This is a genomic window from Priestia sp. P5, from assembly GCF_029522155.1.
GTDB classification, from domain to species: Bacteria; Bacillota; Bacilli; order Bacillales; family Bacillaceae_H; genus Priestia; species Priestia megaterium_E.
Window position 1 is genome coordinate 1,174,243 of the sequence record NZ_JAKWFJ010000001.1, and the last position, 16,659, is coordinate 1,190,901.

Annotated in this window: 19 protein-coding genes and 1 pseudogene; 16 read left to right on the forward strand and 4 right to left on the reverse strand. The window is 35.1% G+C overall.

The annotated features are described in order from the left end of the window. Positions 1 to 51 precede the first annotated feature (51 nt). The 5 genes from MMB69_RS06185 to MMB69_RS06205 all read left to right on the forward strand — a co-directional run bounded on the left by MMB69_RS06185 (position 52) and on the right by MMB69_RS06205 (position 6,073). Positions 52 to 1,143, forward strand: coding sequence for a low temperature requirement protein A (locus MMB69_RS06185; RefSeq protein WP_277447362.1), 1,092 nt, complete (start codon positions 52 to 54; stop codon positions 1,141 to 1,143). Positions 1,144 to 1,179: 36 nt separating this feature from the next. Continuing rightward, positions 1,180 to 2,016 (forward strand): alpha/beta fold hydrolase, encoded by an 837-nt coding sequence (locus MMB69_RS06190; RefSeq protein WP_277447363.1) that lies wholly within the window; start codon positions 1,180 to 1,182, stop codon positions 2,014 to 2,016. 332 nt (positions 2,017 to 2,348) lie between these two features. Beyond that, positions 2,349 to 4,391, forward strand: a complete 2,043-nt coding sequence (locus MMB69_RS06195) for a BglG family transcription antiterminator (RefSeq protein ID WP_277447364.1) — start codon at positions 2,349 to 2,351, stop codon at positions 4,389 to 4,391. Next, complete coding sequence (locus MMB69_RS06200; RefSeq protein WP_028414844.1) at positions 4,391 to 4,672, forward strand: PTS sugar transporter subunit IIB; 282 nt, start codon at positions 4,391 to 4,393, stop codon at positions 4,670 to 4,672. The genes MMB69_RS06195 and MMB69_RS06200 overlap by 1 nt, the downstream gene beginning before the upstream one ends. Positions 4,673 to 4,693: 21 nt before the next feature. Beyond that, positions 4,694 to 6,073 (forward strand): PTS ascorbate transporter subunit IIC, encoded by a 1,380-nt coding sequence (locus MMB69_RS06205; protein WP_221781106.1) that lies wholly within the window; start codon positions 4,694 to 4,696, stop codon positions 6,071 to 6,073. 316 nt (positions 6,074 to 6,389) lie between these two features. On the opposite strand, the gene MMB69_RS06210 is transcribed toward MMB69_RS06205, so the two are convergent. The 3 genes from MMB69_RS06210 to MMB69_RS06220 form a co-directional block, all read right to left on the reverse strand. Continuing rightward, complete coding sequence (locus tag MMB69_RS06210; RefSeq protein WP_277447365.1) at positions 6,390 to 7,007, reverse strand: methanogen output domain 1-containing protein; 618 nt, start codon at positions 7,005 to 7,007, stop codon at positions 6,390 to 6,392. Positions 7,008 to 7,312: 305 nt separating this feature from the next. Further along, positions 7,313 to 8,212 carry an alpha/beta hydrolase family protein gene (locus tag MMB69_RS06215; protein ID WP_277447366.1) on the reverse strand — a complete coding sequence of 300 codons (900 nt, stop codon included), beginning with the start codon at positions 8,210 to 8,212 and terminating at the stop codon, positions 7,313 to 7,315. Between the two features lie 134 nt (positions 8,213 to 8,346). Next, positions 8,347 to 8,790, reverse strand: a complete 444-nt coding sequence (locus tag MMB69_RS06220; protein ID WP_221786231.1) for an Lrp/AsnC family transcriptional regulator — start codon at positions 8,788 to 8,790, stop codon at positions 8,347 to 8,349. Between the two features lie 137 nt (positions 8,791 to 8,927). Here MMB69_RS06220 and MMB69_RS06225 point away from each other — a divergent pair, with 137 nt between their 5' ends. From MMB69_RS06225 to MMB69_RS06265, 10 genes and pseudogenes are all read left to right on the forward strand, one after another. After that, a complete protein-coding gene (locus MMB69_RS06225; RefSeq protein WP_264408336.1) occupies positions 8,928 to 9,512 on the forward strand; it encodes a DJ-1/PfpI family protein in 585 nt (194 codons plus the stop codon). 240 nt (positions 9,513 to 9,752) lie between these two features. Next, positions 9,753 to 9,980 (forward strand): helix-turn-helix transcriptional regulator, encoded by a 228-nt coding sequence (locus MMB69_RS06230; protein WP_028414839.1) that lies wholly within the window; start codon positions 9,753 to 9,755, stop codon positions 9,978 to 9,980. Position 9,981: 1 nt separating this feature from the next. Then, positions 9,982 to 10,326 (forward strand): DUF2178 domain-containing protein, encoded by a 345-nt coding sequence (locus tag MMB69_RS06235; RefSeq protein WP_277447368.1) that lies wholly within the window; start codon positions 9,982 to 9,984, stop codon positions 10,324 to 10,326. A 583-nt stretch (positions 10,327 to 10,909) separates the two neighbouring features. After that, positions 10,910 to 11,014, forward strand: a pseudogene (locus MMB69_RS27285) (tetratricopeptide repeat protein); the annotation flags it as partial. Between the two features lie 63 nt (positions 11,015 to 11,077). After that, entirely contained in the window at positions 11,078 to 11,563 is a 486-nt protein-coding gene (locus MMB69_RS06240) for a hypothetical protein (RefSeq protein ID WP_277447369.1), read from the forward strand. A gap of 138 nt (positions 11,564 to 11,701) precedes the next feature. Then, positions 11,702 to 12,076, forward strand: coding sequence for a hypothetical protein (locus tag MMB69_RS06245; protein WP_277447370.1), 375 nt, complete (start codon positions 11,702 to 11,704; stop codon positions 12,074 to 12,076). 445 nt (positions 12,077 to 12,521) lie between these two features. Then, positions 12,522 to 12,860 (forward strand): hypothetical protein, encoded by a 339-nt coding sequence (locus tag MMB69_RS06250; RefSeq protein WP_277447372.1) that lies wholly within the window; start codon positions 12,522 to 12,524, stop codon positions 12,858 to 12,860. A 187-nt stretch (positions 12,861 to 13,047) separates the two neighbouring features. After that, positions 13,048 to 13,578 (forward strand): WGR domain-containing protein, encoded by a 531-nt coding sequence (locus MMB69_RS06255; RefSeq protein ID WP_277447373.1) that lies wholly within the window; start codon positions 13,048 to 13,050, stop codon positions 13,576 to 13,578. A 374-nt stretch (positions 13,579 to 13,952) separates the two neighbouring features. Further along, positions 13,953 to 14,504 carry an SF0329 family protein gene (locus tag MMB69_RS06260; protein ID WP_277447374.1) on the forward strand — a complete coding sequence of 184 codons (552 nt, stop codon included), beginning with the start codon at positions 13,953 to 13,955 and terminating at the stop codon, positions 14,502 to 14,504. Between the two features lie 20 nt (positions 14,505 to 14,524). Further along, positions 14,525 to 15,151 carry a hypothetical protein gene (locus tag MMB69_RS06265; protein ID WP_277447375.1) on the forward strand — a complete coding sequence of 209 codons (627 nt, stop codon included), beginning with the start codon at positions 14,525 to 14,527 and terminating at the stop codon, positions 15,149 to 15,151. Positions 15,152 to 15,264: 113 nt separating this feature from the next. Here the strand turns inward: MMB69_RS06265 and MMB69_RS06270 are convergent, their stop codons facing one another. Continuing rightward, entirely contained in the window at positions 15,265 to 16,140 is an 876-nt protein-coding gene (locus tag MMB69_RS06270) for a LysR family transcriptional regulator (RefSeq protein ID WP_277447376.1), read from the reverse strand. 106 nt (positions 16,141 to 16,246) lie between these two features. Between MMB69_RS06270 and MMB69_RS06275 the strand changes: the two genes are divergently transcribed. After that, the gene (locus MMB69_RS06275) at positions 16,247 to 16,657 is read left to right on the forward strand and encodes a tautomerase family protein (protein ID WP_277447377.1); all 411 of its coding nucleotides are present in this window, start codon (positions 16,247 to 16,249) and stop codon (positions 16,655 to 16,657) included. The last annotated feature ends 2 nt before the right edge of the window (positions 16,658 to 16,659 follow it).

Here is a 16,659-nt window from a genome sequence, read left to right on the forward strand (position 1 = left end):
ATAAAGTATATTAACGACAGCTTGATAGATGATAGGAAGGGATGCGGAGTAGTGGAAGAAAAAAAAGTTACGTGGCTGGAGCTTTTTTATGATTTGTTATTTGTGGCAGCCGTTGCGACTGCTACGCATGTTTTGCTTCACGTTGAACAAGGGTATATTCATGGAGAGTATTTGTTAAAGTTTGTACTGATCTTTATTCCGATATGGTGGGCGTGGACGGGACAAACGATGTTTATCAATCGATTTGGACAAGATTTTTTGCATCAGCGCATCTTTATGATTTTTCAAATGCTGTTTGTTCTTATCATGATCTCAAGCCTGTCCGTAGATTTTGATCAATATTACGTGTCTTTTTTGATTGGCTATATCGGGCTAAGAGCGTTAACCTCGATTCAATATCTTATTGTCCAAAAATTTGAACAGAGTGAGAGAAAAAAAGTTGCTGTGTTTTTAGGAACATGCTTTGGAATTGGGATTGTTATCTCGCTTCTGTCGCTCTTTTTTGATTCATGGGTCCGCTACGCCGTGTTATATACAGGAATTGCAGTGGACATGATTTTACCTATTTTAGGACATAAGCGACTGGCGAAATTACCGACCAACACGGCTCATTTGTTAGAACGCTTTGCGTTACTGACATTAATTTTGTTTGGAGAATCCGTTGTCAGCATTCTTGCTGTGATACAGCCTCAAAAAGGGGACTGGAATACAATCTTATTTGCGGTTATTTCATTTGTCCTGATCATCGCTATGTGGTGGCAGTACTTTGAAAACGTAGAAAAGAAAGTAAACAAATCTATCCAAAGAGCCGGACAAACGATTATTTACGGACACTTACTTATCCTCATGTCTCTAAGCATGATTGCAGCATCGATTAAGCTCATGTTTTTACATGAAGTTCAGTACACATTCAGCTTATATTTTGTATTCGGCTCCGTGCTGCTTTATTTCATGGCAACGACTCTTGTTTTTCACCAATATAGATTCGAAGAACATCGTTTGAAAGTGTATCATTTAGGGTTGTTTTTAGGAATTTTAGCGGTATTTTTTATTGTTAACTTAATACTGATTGTTCCCAGCACTGTTATTATAGGAGAATTAGCCATCTTTTTTATGATCTACGCTAGGGTTACGACTACTTAACCAAATAAAGAACGACTATATAATGGAGGTAGCAAAATGGCAAAAATTACGGTAGGAACAGAAAACGAAGCACCTATTGAACTATATTATGAGGATCATGGGACAGGAAAGCCGGTTGTCTTAATTCACGGCTGGCCACTAAGCGGACGGTCTTGGGAATATCAGGTTCCGGCTCTTATTGAGGCTGGACACAGAGTCATCACGTATGACCGTCGAGGATTCGGAAAGTCTTCTCAGCCATGGGACGGCTACGATTATGATACATTTGCTGCTGATCTACATCAGCTGCTAGAACATTTGGATTTAAAAAATGTGACACTAGTCGGGTTTTCAATGGGCGGCGGAGAAGTAGCTCGCTATGTAGGAACGTACGGCACAGATAGAGTAGAAAAAGCCGTATTTGCAGGAGCTGTACCACCATTTCTTTATAAGTCAGAAGCTCATCCTGAAGGAGCATTAGATGACGCAGGCATTCAAGAATTTGAAAACGGCGTAAAAAATGATCGTTTAGCTTTTCTTGATGATTTTACAAAAACATTTTTTGGAGCTGAAGACGGAAAGGGCTTAGTCAGCGAACCATTTCGACTGTACAACCGGGATATTGCAGCAGCCGCATCGCCTAAAGGAACACTAGACTGTATAGCTGCTTTCAGCAAAACGGATTTTAGAGACGATTTAGCCAAATTTACAATACCTGCTCTTATTATTCACGGTGATTCAGATGAGATCGTTCCATTTGAATATAGCGGAAAGCGAACACATGAAGCCATTCCTGGTTCCAAATTAGCCTTAATAAAAGGCGGTCCACACGGCTTAAATGCAACGCATGCACACGAATTTAACGAAGCGCTGGTGTCATTTTTACGAGACTGAATGTAAGTGAATGTTTGATAAGTAAAAACAGCTCGGCAAATAGTTAATGAACAGAAGAAGTGACCAAAGGGTCACTTCTTTTTTGTTTTTTTACGCCGATAGAAAAGCTTACTATAGTAAGGGAGGTCATTTAAATTGCTTTACTATAGATTTAAAAGATAAAAATCAAAAAATAAACGTTTGTCATTCTGTGGTGCGTTATATTAAACTTTTAAATGGAAAATATAACCTTCAGCCCAATGGCTATTCTAAAACGACAACAAAGATTGGATTGAACAGTTATGTAATCGCTAACACTTCTATTTTATAATAAACATGAGGAGGATAATAAGATGTTTGATCATAAAACATTGCAGCTGCTTGAGCAGATGATTAATTACCCGAAGTTATCAATTCCGGAGTTGAGACTTCAAATAAATTTATCACCTCGACAATTTGCTTATACGCTTGATAAGTTGAACAATGCATTAAGCAATTTAGATTTACCGAAAATTCAAGTGATTGATATAGAATTTAAGGTTGATGAAAGAATTAAAAACTATTGGAAACTAGAAGGAACATCGCTTAACCGTCAGCAGTCAGTTTTTCAAGAGACTGAGCGGATATACTTAATTTATTTATACACGTATATTCGAAAAGAGGCGATAGCAAATATACATTATCAGTCTTTTCTGCAGGTAAGCAGGAATACAGCACTAGCGGATATTAAAAAGCTTCGTTCGTATTGTGAGAAAGAAGGTATCCAGTTATCTTATAACCGGACAGATGGCTTTCACCTAGAGGGAGAAGAGAGGCTTAAGCGTCGATTTGCAACTATTTGTATTGGAACACTTTTGCAATTGCCAATGGGCATTTCAGGGATGAAGCAGGTTCTTAATAGTTGGAATTATGAAAATACAGGTTCAGCAATTAGAGAGAACGTAAATGATTTAGCTGAAAAATATCGGATTGATTTTGTTAGTAACCGGCTAGATCAGCTAGTTTATGAACTCTTATTTCTACAGTGCAGGTCAGGGCATCATAAACTGATTCTACCAATCAAGCAAATTAAATTAATGAAAGAACAGCCCTTACTAAAAATGGGGGAAGAGCTATCAGCTTATTTATTTGATGAAGTGCCTGAAGCAGAGGTTATCTATCTAACGGTTCAATTGTTATCTGCTATGCAGAATATAGAAGAGCTCCATATTGATGAAAAGCTTGACCTTGTATCGAGTACTATTATTTCAGAAGTAGAGCGCTTAATATTAGTACCATTTAAGGAAAGGCATATTTTAAAATCGCTCTTATATAAACATTTGGTACCAGCCTATTTTAGAATCATCTGTGAAGTACCATTATCAAATCCGTTGATTGACACAATTAAAACAGAGCACGGTGTACTCTTTGAATTTGTTAAACAGGCGTTGAAGCCACTTTCTGAATATACGGGAAAATGTATTTCAGATGAAGAGATAGGGTATTTTACGATTTTATTCGGTGGGCATGTTCGAAAACTAGAGGCTAAACCTAAAGTGTATAAAGCCACAATCGTTTGCCCAAACGGGATTAGTTCCTCTATGATGCTGCGAACGCAATTACGACAATTGTTTCCAAAATTGCATTTTACAGAATCATATTCGGCTGCAGAAATCGAAAAACTGTCACCGGACAGTTACGATATGATTTTTTCAACTATTTATTTGGAATCATCCAAGCCTGTTTATTTAACACGCCCATTATTAACAGCGCTAGAGGAAAACTATTTGCAGCAGGCTGTGGCAGCTGATTTCAATTTGCCGGTTCAATCAACTATCCCAATGGATAAGTTAATGGCGACCATACGAAAATATGCAACTATTAAAAATGAAAAATCGCTTTATGAAGATTTAACGAAACATTTAAGACAGAGCCATACACGTGAAAGGAGTTACGCCCCTATGCTTTCTGAACTTTTAACAGAGGATAAGATTCAATTCTCTGACGCTTCTCTAGAGTGGGAAGAAGCAATCCAACTAGCAGCAAAACCTTTGGAAGAACAGCATTATATTACTTCAGCCTATACTCAAGCAATGATTAATAGAGTTTTAGAAATGGGAGCTTTTATTCATATAGGGAAAGGGATAGCTATTCCTCATGCCCGGCCAGAACAAGGTGTACAAGAGCTTGGTATGTCCCTTCTACGAATGAAGAAACCAGTTTTGTTACTGAACCAAGAAGAACATGCAATTGACTTGTTTATTTGTCTAGCAGCCATTGATAACAAATTACATTTAAAAGCGCTGGCAGAATTGACCTCATTTTTAGTAAATGAAGACTCATTAAAACGTTTAAAAGAAGCTGAAACTTCAGCTGAAATTATAGCTATGATGCGAAAAAAAGGAGAAGATGAATAATGAAAATTTTAACAGTATGCGGATCAGGATTAGGAACAAGTTTTATGGTAGAAATGAATATTCAACAGTTGTTGAATGAGATGGGAGTAAGCGGCGTAGAAGTCAATCATTCTGATTTAGGTTCTGCAACACCAGAGGATGCAGACGTGTTCTTCCTTGCAAAAGATATTGCAGAAGGCGGTGCAAGCTTAGGAAACGTCGTAATTTTGGATAATATTATTGATTTAGAAGAATTACGCGCCAAGTTAACAGGGGTTCTGCAAGAAAAAAATCTACTGTAAAGAAATTGAGAGGTGATAGAGATGAATCAGGTGTTAAATGTATTAATTAACGTTCTGAGTGAACCCTCAGTTTTAGTAGCCATAATTGCTCTAGTAGGTCTACTTGCACAAAAGAAAAATCTTTCAGATACACTAAAAGGAACAACAAAAACGTTTGTTGGATTCCTGGTTATTACAGCAGGTGCAGGGATTCTTCAGCAAGCCCTCGCTCCATTCGGAGAAATGTTCAAAGCAGCATTTAACGTAAACGGTGTCGTTCCAAATAATGAAGCCATCGTTGCGATTGCACTGAGTAAATATGGTTCTTCGACCGCATTAATTATGTTTTTTGGTATGATTGTAAACCTGCTGATTGCTCGTTTTACACGATTTAAATATATTTTTCTGACAGGACATATCACTTTGTACATGTCATGTATGATTGCCATCATTTTATCCGTAAGTGGTTTTACATCGTTTTCATTAATTCTCTTTGGTGCTTTAACGGTGGGGATTTTCATGACACTTTCTCCAGCACTCGTTCAGCCTTTTATCCGTAAACTAACAGGTAATGATAATGTGGCATTAGGACATTCTGGAGCAGTTGGTTTTGCAGTTGGTGGTCTCGTGGGGATGGCTGTAAAGGGAAAGAAAGAGATTGTATCAACAGAAAAAATTAACTTTCCAAAAGGGCTCGGCTTCTTACGAGACAGTACAGTTAGTATTGCATTAACTATGGCGATTTTCTACGTTATTGTCGCTCTTTTTGCGGGGCCTGGTTATGTCGAAGGTAAATTAAGTGACGGAAAAAACTATATTTTATTTGCGGTACTTCAAGCAGGAATGTTTTCTGCCGGCGTTTTCGTCATTTTAGCTGGTGTACGATTGGTATTAGCTGAAATTGTACCAGCATTTAAAGGAATATCTTCTAAAATTGTGCCAAATTCAAAGCCAGCATTAGATGTTCCAATTATATATACTTATGCACCAAACGCTGTATTAATTGGTTTCTTTTCAAGTTTTTTAGGCGGTATTGTTAGTATGTTAATACTAGTTTTATCGGGAGGAATCATTATTTTACCAGGTGTAGTACCTCACTTCTTTACGGGTGCGGCTGCAGGGGTGTTTGGAAATGCAATGGGTGGTGTACGAGGTGCGATTTTAGGCTCATTTGTGAACGGCCTTTTAATCAGTTTCATGCCAATTCTATTAATACCTGTGTTGGGAGATTTGGGTCTATCAAATGCTACATTTTCAGATTCAGACTTCGGTATAGTGGGACTATTCTTGAGTGGGCTAGCTCATTTCGGGGGAAAAACCACCATTATGGTTGGTATTGGTTTAGTATTACTGATAATGATCTTGGCCAGTATACGCAAGCAAGAAAGTCATGCAGTGCCTTACAAAAAAGTCGAGAAATGAAAAATGATAGACAAGAGCTTGAAGTAGTATCGTCAATCCATTCATTATCAGTTCATGCAACTAACAAAGGCATTCTGACCGCTTCAAGGATTCTTTAGGGTGACTCATCTGATTCGTAAGCATAAGGTTACAAAGAAAATCCCTAAATAGCTATAATAACTTTTACTTTTTTTTTTCTGCTTACCATAATAATTAAAATGAGTGGTGAAAACAAAGAGCAAACCTTCAATTAAAGGCTGCTCTTTGTTTTCTACATCTTGTTTTGCTTCTCTAACTAGAACAAAATGTCTTAATAGTTAAGTGTGGTAATGAAATACTATTTACGTAATTCTTCTAATTCAGCAAGAAGGGTTTCAATCATTTCATCGCTTCTTCGAAGTTCTTGATTAAGCATATGAATTGTTTCCTCTTCCCAATCAAAAGGGTTACCATAAGAAGGCGTAACAGGAAGATCTTCATACACATCTCCATTTTCTTCACTGTGTTTTGTAAAATATATAGCAACTTCACACATTGGATGACCAAGAGCAATACGCTGGCGCAAGCTCACTTTTCCATAGCCAAATTTACGAGCTGCAATTCCTCCAAACACACTAGACGTCATCTTACACAAATGAGGAGCATCCTGTACGACGTCGCCAAATGGACATTGGGTAGCGCTTACAACCACATGGTCTGGATGAACGGAAACAATTTCAAAGTGACCTCCAATTGAATTTTTAAGGTCAATTATAACTTCTGCATATTCCTCTACCGTCCACTTTTCATGCTTATCGCTATAAAAGCCTTCCATCCACTCTCCAGTACGAATACCAAGTTGTTTAATATATTCTTCAGCTACGGGGCCTACCGTTTTTTGATGAATCATTGCGTACTGTGTAATAAGTTTAGCCAAGAATAAATGTCCGGTTAGCTGACCTTTTTTTAAAGCCATATTGTAAATCCCCCTTTTATTCTGTAAAAGAGTAAAAATATCAATTCAATAAGCAGCACTTTTTCTATATATCTCTATTTCTTAATTATTACAGATTAATAAGATCGTGTGTTATGTTTTTTGAATTTTTGAAACATTTATTTGTGAATACTGGCTGCTTTTAAAAAAAGAAAGAAGGAGACTAGCGTCATGGACCTCATAGGAAATGAAAATCCCTTAGAAGCTCATCAGTTTCTAAGGGATTTTAACTTTTCTTTCTAGATATAATTGCTTCAAAAGAAAAGGTGGTACAACTGACTAATCTGTTAAAAAGAATGTAATAAAAAGTCCAATATAGCGTTTTGCAGGTCCTCATGAAACTCCTTGCGATTAAAGCCTTCCGGATCCTGAGAAGGGAGGAAGGTAGGAGACTTCATAAAGTCGGGAAATGGGCTGAGAAATGAAAAATGTCCTCCATTTTCTACAACGATATGCTGAACTTTTTCCACATCAGAAACGCCATTTAATACAAATTCCCCGTGAAAAGAAGGAGTAATCGTATCCTTTTCACCTGTAATCATTAAAATAGGTGTATTTACGTCTTCAAGCGCTCCTCTTTCTCTGAACCATCCGGCGGCTGGTGCTAAAAGAATCAGTGATTGAACACGTTTATCATGATCAACAGATAAACAGTAAGGCTTTTGATCAGGAGACTCAGAAGGAAAAGAAGTGGGGACTCCACCTGCCACAGCAAGAGCCGTATATCCTCCCATTGAATGGCCAATAAGAGAAATATTATTTGATTTAATGGATGTAGAAAAGGAACTTTCTTTTAAAAACAAATCGATTACAGTACGTATATGGGTAGGCCGGTTTTTAAGGTTATCTATTGTTCCAGATAGCGTATTATTCTCTCGATTATTAAACGGATGTTGAGGTATTCCTACAATAAAACCATTACGTGCTAAAAACTGGGCAATGGTTCGATAAGCAAGAGGCGTGCTTCCATCGCCATGAGAAATAATGACTAAAGGAAATGATCCGTCTGAAAGTGGAGCATCTTGCGCAGCGCTTATCGTGTAAGGTCCCATCTTTTCAACTTTTTCTTCTTTATATGTAGGGTACATAATAAGCAGAGGCAAGACGTGTTCATTTGTTTGATCTTCTATATCCACGAATTGACATCCGGCATAAAATGACTGTCTTTCATGTGTTTTTATTTGCACTTATACTCCTCCTTACCTTTAACAATAATCCTTATTATAACAAGCTTATATATGAACTTTTTTTGATTTAGCTCTCTTGAAAAATCGACTTGAATACTGTTAATGGACAAATAAATAAACATACTTTTTAAACGTTATTCGTTGCTAGTATCTTGGGATAATTTAAGTTCCATATTCGTATGTGATGATAAAACGATGTTTGTTGATGGTATACCAAACTCCATAGCTTTATCAATAAATTCTTCTAAAGTATGCACGGACTCTGTACATACTTTTGCTATGTAACTTATTTTTCCAGCTACACGATAGCATTCCATTACATCAGGATGAACGCTACAAAACGCCGCAAGATCCTTACATCTTGTTGTCTCAAATAAAACAAACGCAGTTATATTTCTATCTAACTTTTCTGCATCAACAATTGTTTTATAGCCTTTTATAATCCCTTGTTCCTCTAATCTTCTCACTCGTTCAATGGTGGAAGGGGAAGATAAGTAAACTTTTTGAGCCAATTCTTTCATTGAAATCTTAGCATTTGCCTGCAGTTCATGAAGTATTTTTTTATCTATTGCGTCCATTTTATCGTCAACCTTTTTTTATTAATTATTATCAAGTAATTACCTCATTTAGTAAAGTTATCTTTAGAAATAACCTAATTATTTGTATATAACATCGCATAAATATTTCATAAAATTTACTGAAAGGAGATGATTCTATGAAGAAAATATTATTGCTTTTAGCAAATGGATTTGAAGCTGTAGAAGCAAGCGTTTTTACAGATGTATTTGGATGGAATAAATTTGAGGGAGACGGCACGACTGAACTAATCACAGCGGGCTTACATCCAAAACTAACATGTACATGGAACTTTACTGTGATACCGGAAATGCTAGTATCAGATATTAATGTAAAAGAATTTGATGCGCTTGCTGTACCCGGTGGTTTTGAAGAAGCAAATTTTTATGAAGATGCTTACGATGAGAGATTCCTGCAGGTTATTCGAGAATTTCACTCAGCAGGAAAACCTATAGCCAGTGTCTGTGTTGCCGCTCTTTCACTTGGAAAAAGTGGAATCCTTGAAGGGAAGAAAGCTACTACTTATAATCACCCTAAAAGTATAAGAAGGGCACAGTTAAAAGAATTGGGCGCACTTGTTCAAGATGATTATATTGTCGTAGATCACAATATCATTACTTCATCAAACCCGAGCACCGGGTTTGACGTGGCCTTTTTACTATTAGAAAAATTAACTTCTTTAGAAAATGTTCAACAGGTGAAAAATTTAATGGGATTCAACTAATCAACAAATATTGGTCTTAACGAAGAAAAGAAAATAAATCTTTTCTAAATAGTAAAAGGAAATGAGTACTTTATTTTTTGATGTTGAAATAGAAAAAGGGTTAGATTCATTGCTAAGAGTCTAACTCTTTTTATTTTCCTAAAATGTATAATAATATTTATCTTTTGTATAAGTTTACTTTACCTTTATATAAGTTTAGTGTATGATGGATTTGTAGTCAAAAAAAGGAAGGTGATTACATTGAAAGAAAAAAATGGTGACTACGTTGAAAATAAAGTGTATGAGCACCGAGTTTTAAACAGGATGTCTCAAAAAGAATTGGCTGACGCAGTGGGCGTATCTAAACAAACGATATATGTAATGGAAAAGAATAATTACTCGCCTTCTCTCGTTTTAGCTTTTCGAATAGCTGATTTCTTTAACGTAGATGTTAACGATATTTTTAGTTATGTGAAAGGAAGGGATTAAAATGATAACTGACAAAATAGGAAATGCCATTTTTACTCCTTTGAGAACCTGGACAGAACAATCAACTAGTAACTGGAATATTCTTATTGGTATCGGTATCATATCGCTTATAGCTGGATTGATTTTAGTATATGTATTTTATAAAAAAATGGGGGAGGCTGACGAAAGAACAACTCAAATAAGTTTAAAAAGTGCCCTCATTATGTTGTGTGGAGTCATTTTATGCGATTTGATTTTCCCAAAAGAATATATGTGGCAAATTTTCTTCTTATTTAAATATTCCATTGCATTCATTGCTTCCGGTATATATCTTGCTGTTCAATATAAACGGGATTTTTTAAACTAGAGACTGACGCAGATTTACCAGTAGTAAAAAAAGCCATAGAAGGCTATACATTTCTTTGGCTTTAGTGTTTTAACTGTAATTTTCTTGCAACAACCTTATTAACTTCATGACAATGCCTACTTTTATTTTTATGGTCATCTTTAGACGAATAAGATTGATACATTCCTACAGACCAACCATTATTCATTTCCTTTCTTTAGTATTCAACATTTCAGACATTCAATTATAGTAGAGTAGACCAGTGGCTACATTTTATAAAATGAGATAGATGATGATAAATAACTAAATCATAGTTATCATTAAATTTATAGTTAACTATATTCTCTGCACAGACGAGAGGGTCTTTACAGGAAAATATAGTGTTTATCGGAAAAGTATACTATTATTCATAATAAAACAGATTCTATATTAAATTTCTCGTAAAAGCTGCCTTATCTGACAAATCGAGGCGGCTTTTACGTTTGCTATTTAAAAGGAGTATGACTATGAGCAAGTATGATGAAATAGATTTTGAAAAGGTTGCGCTTCACATGCAGAAGCAAGTGGAAAGTATGAAGAAGCAATTGGTATATTAGAAGAAGCCATCACTTTAACTCCTTCACTAGAAAATCTAAATAATCTTGGGTTATGCTACTACAAAAAAGGAAGGCTATCTGAAGCAGCGGAATGTTTTCGTAAAGCGCACTTACTGCGATCTTCTAACAACGATAGTTTGTTTCCATTCCTTAGCTATGGAATTTGTCTAGCGCATTTGGGAAGGGAATCAGAAGCAAAAGAAGCTGTAAAAGAGCTGCTGCTGCTGAGTAAAAAAGAAGGAGAAGATTTAGAAGCTGATATAGCAGAGATCTATTATATTCTGGAGGATTATGAAGAGGTTGTTAATATCTACTGCAAGTTAGATTGGGAATTTTATTCAGAAGAGTTCTTTCCGACTTATTTTCATTCGTTATGGAAGCTTTCAAAAACAAAACAAATTGAAGAACTTGCTTCTAAGACTATCCAAAGAAAAGAAAAAGAAATGCAAGAAGTTCTTCAAGATCCAGATGAGGAAGAAGAGTTTAAAGTAGAATACAAAGAAGTGACAAAAGAAGAGATTGCTTTCATTAAAAATACGGTTAAAGAAGTGTATTGGGGAAAAGCTCCTGTTGTAAAGTATGAACCTACATTGGAAACTCGCTGTTATTTGTATGGCTGCTTTAGACATACAGATGTAAATCCTAGCTATTTTTCTATATAGGATGCTACAACTCTTTTAGGATGAATACACAAAATTTGTTGCAAACTTTGTAGAATGTTAGATAATCGTTTCAAAAGGGAAATGAGTTTTTTTAAAAATGGGATAGTAAGATGAAGGATAGAAGGAGGAGGGGGTATAATGAAACAAAGCACTGTTACATCTCTCATCTGTACGCTGTGTGTGCTAAGTACGGTTATTATATCTTTTATTACATATATGGATATTGATAATTCATTTTCGTTTGGATTTATAGTAGTATACGTTATATTTATTATCATCATATCGTTTTATTGGACGATTCTGTTGATTAGTAACATCAAAAAAGTAAAATGGTTTGAACTAAGAAAGCGACTATTGAAGTTTGTTGGGCTGTTCATTTCCTTTAGTGCTGCTATCTATATTTTTAACTATATGTTTCGATCATCCCAAATCGATATGTATGACCTTAGTATACCTTTCGCTATGGCTCTTAGCTTAACTTTTTTTGATTTATCATTTTTTAAAGAAAGGTGACAGATGGTTGTAAATGCTTCGTATCGGAAATCTAATAGTATTATGTTTATCTTTATCTTTATCCTTACTAATCAAGAACTTACTACTTCTTTTAGAGGACTAGATTAAACCCAGTATAGCAACAGAAAGGATGGGGTGATGGAAATAAGAGCATAAAAAAAGCTATTTCAATCGTATTGGCATCGGAGTGAAATAGCTTTTTCTACTTTACATTCAAGAGTTTGTTAGTTCGTTATGAACATCCTTACATGTGAAGTATATCACAAACTATTTTTGTTGTGAAGATGAAAAGCTAAATTTGTATGACAAGTTTTATTGCTTTGATAGAGGGTGAATAGGTGATTTAGGGTAAGTCGTAGGCAGAGACTGTTTTGAACCAGGCGAGCATCTGAATAAAAGATTCGCTTTTCATACAAGAACTACTCTTTATGAAGGGACTAAAATATTGGTAGATCAACGATGTATAAACGAGAAAAATGGATATACCATAGGGGTAACCGGGGTTATAGGAATAGTTATAGTTTTAACTAGTGTGTTTCAATTTGCTACCTGGGGATTCGATAGAAAAGTTCAAAAAGATGAAATGGGTAAGAAAGTTGCCACTATAAGTGCGAAAACAAGTTATCATATCCTAACAATAGCTCTATTTATTCTTTGGATAGTAGATAGAATCATTTTTGTTAGAAAAAATGATTTCGGTAATATATCTTTATTCGCAGCTATATGTCTTTCATTAGTTATCTTTCCAATTGTTCAATTTTTTTCAGCAAGGCGATATAAATAAAGATTATCTAATATACGTTGCAAATAGTTCAAAAAAGCACTAACCATTGAAATTAGGTAGTGCTTTTTTCTTGTTATATAAAGATTGGAATTGAAATTTCAGTAGAAATAACGGAAATTACCATATACAATAATTATTGTAATTGCTTGTTAAAGAGTTATTTTTTAGATGATATGGGGTGCTAGCTATGATTAAGATGGTTAAACAAAGTGATGCTGAAGTGTCGTATTGGGAAGTTTGGCAAGATGGTAAAATGCTTATTATTCATTACGGTGCCATTGGAGATACTGGTGAGACTGAGGAAAAGAAACTATCGCTATCTCAAAAGGCAGAAAAGGTGATGAATGAATTAGCAGAAGAAAAAGCTGATCAAGGCTACGATTATTTAGATGAAGATGAGCTATTCGAACTTGTTATTCAGTATAGTTATGAAGAAGACCAAATGAAAGAAACTCTTAAAAAGCGACATCAGGTTGAGGATTTAATGAATGAATGTTTAGGCTGGACAGGCAATGGTTCTTGTGATGGTGGAGATATAGGCAGTGGTACAGCTAATATTCTCAACTACGTGATAGATGTCGAAAAGGCAACGAAAACAATTATAGAAGAACTAAAGGACAACAATTTGCTTGAAGGGGTAAAAATAGCTTATTTAAATCCTGAAGACGAGGAATATATCGCCTTGTATCCAGAAGGAGACTCTTTGGATCTAATGTAAAAGGGAGCACTGAGAATTCTCAATGCTCTCTTTTCTTTTATCCACTAATTGTAGTGCTAATTATAAGAGAATAGTGAATTGAATGAACAAAATTAAAAGTTACATTATAGAAAATCCTCCGTTATATCCGGGACTATCATTCTTTATGATATTTGGAGGTCAATTCATTATCGGGTACACAACATAGAACGTCTTCTATCTGTTTCACTTCACACTCAGAATTTTAGGCTTGCTCATGATAATTGTAATTCTATTGGTGAAAAAGAGAAAAAAAGTAAATAAAAAGAGCATCAGATAATCAGGTGCTCTTGTATAATATGTTTCTATAAGCCAAATCGTATAGTTTTAGGAGAGAATAGGAGTACAAGGATAGTATGAAATGGACAAAAGTAAAGAAAGATATGGGGAATTTAACCTGCGATAAGTTGAAGCATAGATTGAGTATTCATTTAACTAAATATAACGTCTCTTGTGGAGAGCAGACGCGTATTTGGATTACTTTAGATAAAAAGGAAGTTTTTAATGCTTCTTCAGCAGAATATTTAATGGAACATGATAAACTCTGGGAGGAAGTGAAGAGAAAAACAAGCAAACCCTTTCCAGAGTGTTTATATGAATGTTTCCCAGAATTTATTGGCAAGGTAAATGATATGGACTACACTGCAAGTATTCTAGAACATAGAGGCGTTTTTAACGCTGAACATGTTTATGACGCTTTTATCCAGTATCCTCAGCTGAACATTGATCGAGCATTAAATTCTAAGAATATTATTCTTCAAGCTCTTGCATTAGTAGATAGAAGGTTAGGCAAGAGAACATTGGAAGCTTTAAGATATGATTCCAATGTGCACCCCTTAATCATGCAATTTTATGAACTAAGATGCGAGGTTGATAACATCGCGCCGTTCAAACATACGCCCAGTTAATAAAAAAAGGAGGCTAAACTGTGAAGCCCACAAATTTTTTCATTAAAGATATCCAAGACTTTCAATCCAAGAATAAAAATTTGAAAAATATCTTTAACACGAATAAGGAATTGCCTGATCAAGTATTTAGCAAAAGGTGTGATTATTACTTATTTGAAGAGTTCTACTGGAGCATGTGTGAGGATTTTTGGCCTACCGTGCAATATTTAACAAAAATCTTTAATGAAAAAGAAGTTACAGTTGCTGTTTTAGATCCACATCCCAAAGATTATTTTTATAAAGAGTTTGGCTATTTTAATTATTTGCAGCTTCCTATTTCTTTATCAAGTGAAGAGTATAGGAATGTCTTAGAAATTGGGCCGGAGGATAGCCCTGCCGATGCTCCTTACTATCATTCAGAGAAAGTGGTATGGTTTTCTTCTTCTAAGCAATGGGCGATATGGGGAGAGCGGAGCTTAGATATATGTGTGATAAGCTTTAATAAATCTATTTTGTTAGACCATTTAATGACGTCACCATCTAAATGGTCCTATTTAAATGAAGAAGTTGAAGAATTAATTGGTTTAAATTTTAGAAACATGACTCTTCCTCAGGATTTCAGAGAAAGCTTATCAAAAAACTATGCCCATGATAGAGATAGTGAATGATTATTATATTAATCTGTAAAAGGGACAAAGCTCTCTATAACTACAAAAAATCCTTTGCTTTGGAAGCAAAGGATTTTTCATGAATAAATTCATTACGTTAAACAAGTTTCCATCTACGATAATGTAGACTTAATTACCTCTATAATACTCTTTTTTGTCTGACTCAAATAGGTTCTTTTTTTAGAAGAGATTAATAGTCCTATAGGCATTTGAGGGTCAAACCCTTGTACTTTAAACGGGATGTTAGTTGGCTTCAAACTAGTTCCTCTAGGAATAATCCCCACTGCATGTGCAAACATCATTTCTGGAATGAGGTGCAGGGCACTGCAGCTGTAAACGGTTTTAAAGGTTAAATTATTCTCTGCTAAAAAGTGGTTAACAGATTGATAGTAATAACAGCTATTTTCTCCAATTAAAATGGGATAGTGAATAATATCGGCTATTCCTACTGTTTCCTGTTTCAGTAGTGGATGGTTAGGTGTATTAACAATAAATTGAATTTGTTCTTTACCAAGCGGGGTGAAAGTTGAACTGGAAATATTTGTATTCTCTCCGCAAACAGCAAAGTCCAGTTTATCTTGACGTAATAGTTCTGATAAAAGTGCCGTATTTCCAATGGTAAAATCGCAGTGTATGTAAGGTTTTTCGTCATTTAAATAGTTTAATATAGCTGGCATCAATCTTTGAGCGATCGATTCTGATAACCCTATTTTGATGGTTCCTTTTTCCTCTTTGCTTATACGCTGAGCTTGAGATATGGAATACTCCCAGTGCTTCAACAAGCTATCTACTTCTTCTACAAATAACGTACCTTCCTTTGTTAATGTTGCTTCCCAGCCTCGTTCAAATAAAAGAAATCCAAGATCTTTTTCTAACTTTTTTATATGAGTGGTGACGGTAGACTGGGCATAGTTTAGTTTTTTTGCTGCAAGTGAAAACGTTCCTTCTGCCACAATTGTTTTAAACGTCATTAATTCTTTAATTTCCACTTTCTCACCCCATCTCTATCGGATTTTTTGATACTTATACGACATATTTTCAATTATACAAATGAAGATATTGGAAGTAAACTAAATATAGAAAGGAAGATGATAGATGCCATTTGTGAACGTTTATTATCCTGAACATCAATTAAACGATAAGAAATTAGAAAAAATAAGCAATCATATTCATCAGTCTTTAATCCAACATTTTCACATCCCAAAAGATGATTATTTTCAACTATTTTTACCGTATCCATCTCAGCATTTTTTCTATAATTCACAGTATCTCTTAGAAAGGGGAGAAAAAAGAACAGATAACATGATTTATATCTCCATTACGTGCGGGCAAGGAAGAGCGGTCGAACAGAAAAAGAAGCTATACCAATCCATTGCTGAGGGACTTCACACTGACTTAGCTATTTCTACAAACGATATTTTTATTACGTTAAACGAGACATCTCTTGAAAACTGGTCATTTGGGCAAGGAATTGCACAAATGGTTAATCAAAAGGAGGCACAATAAAT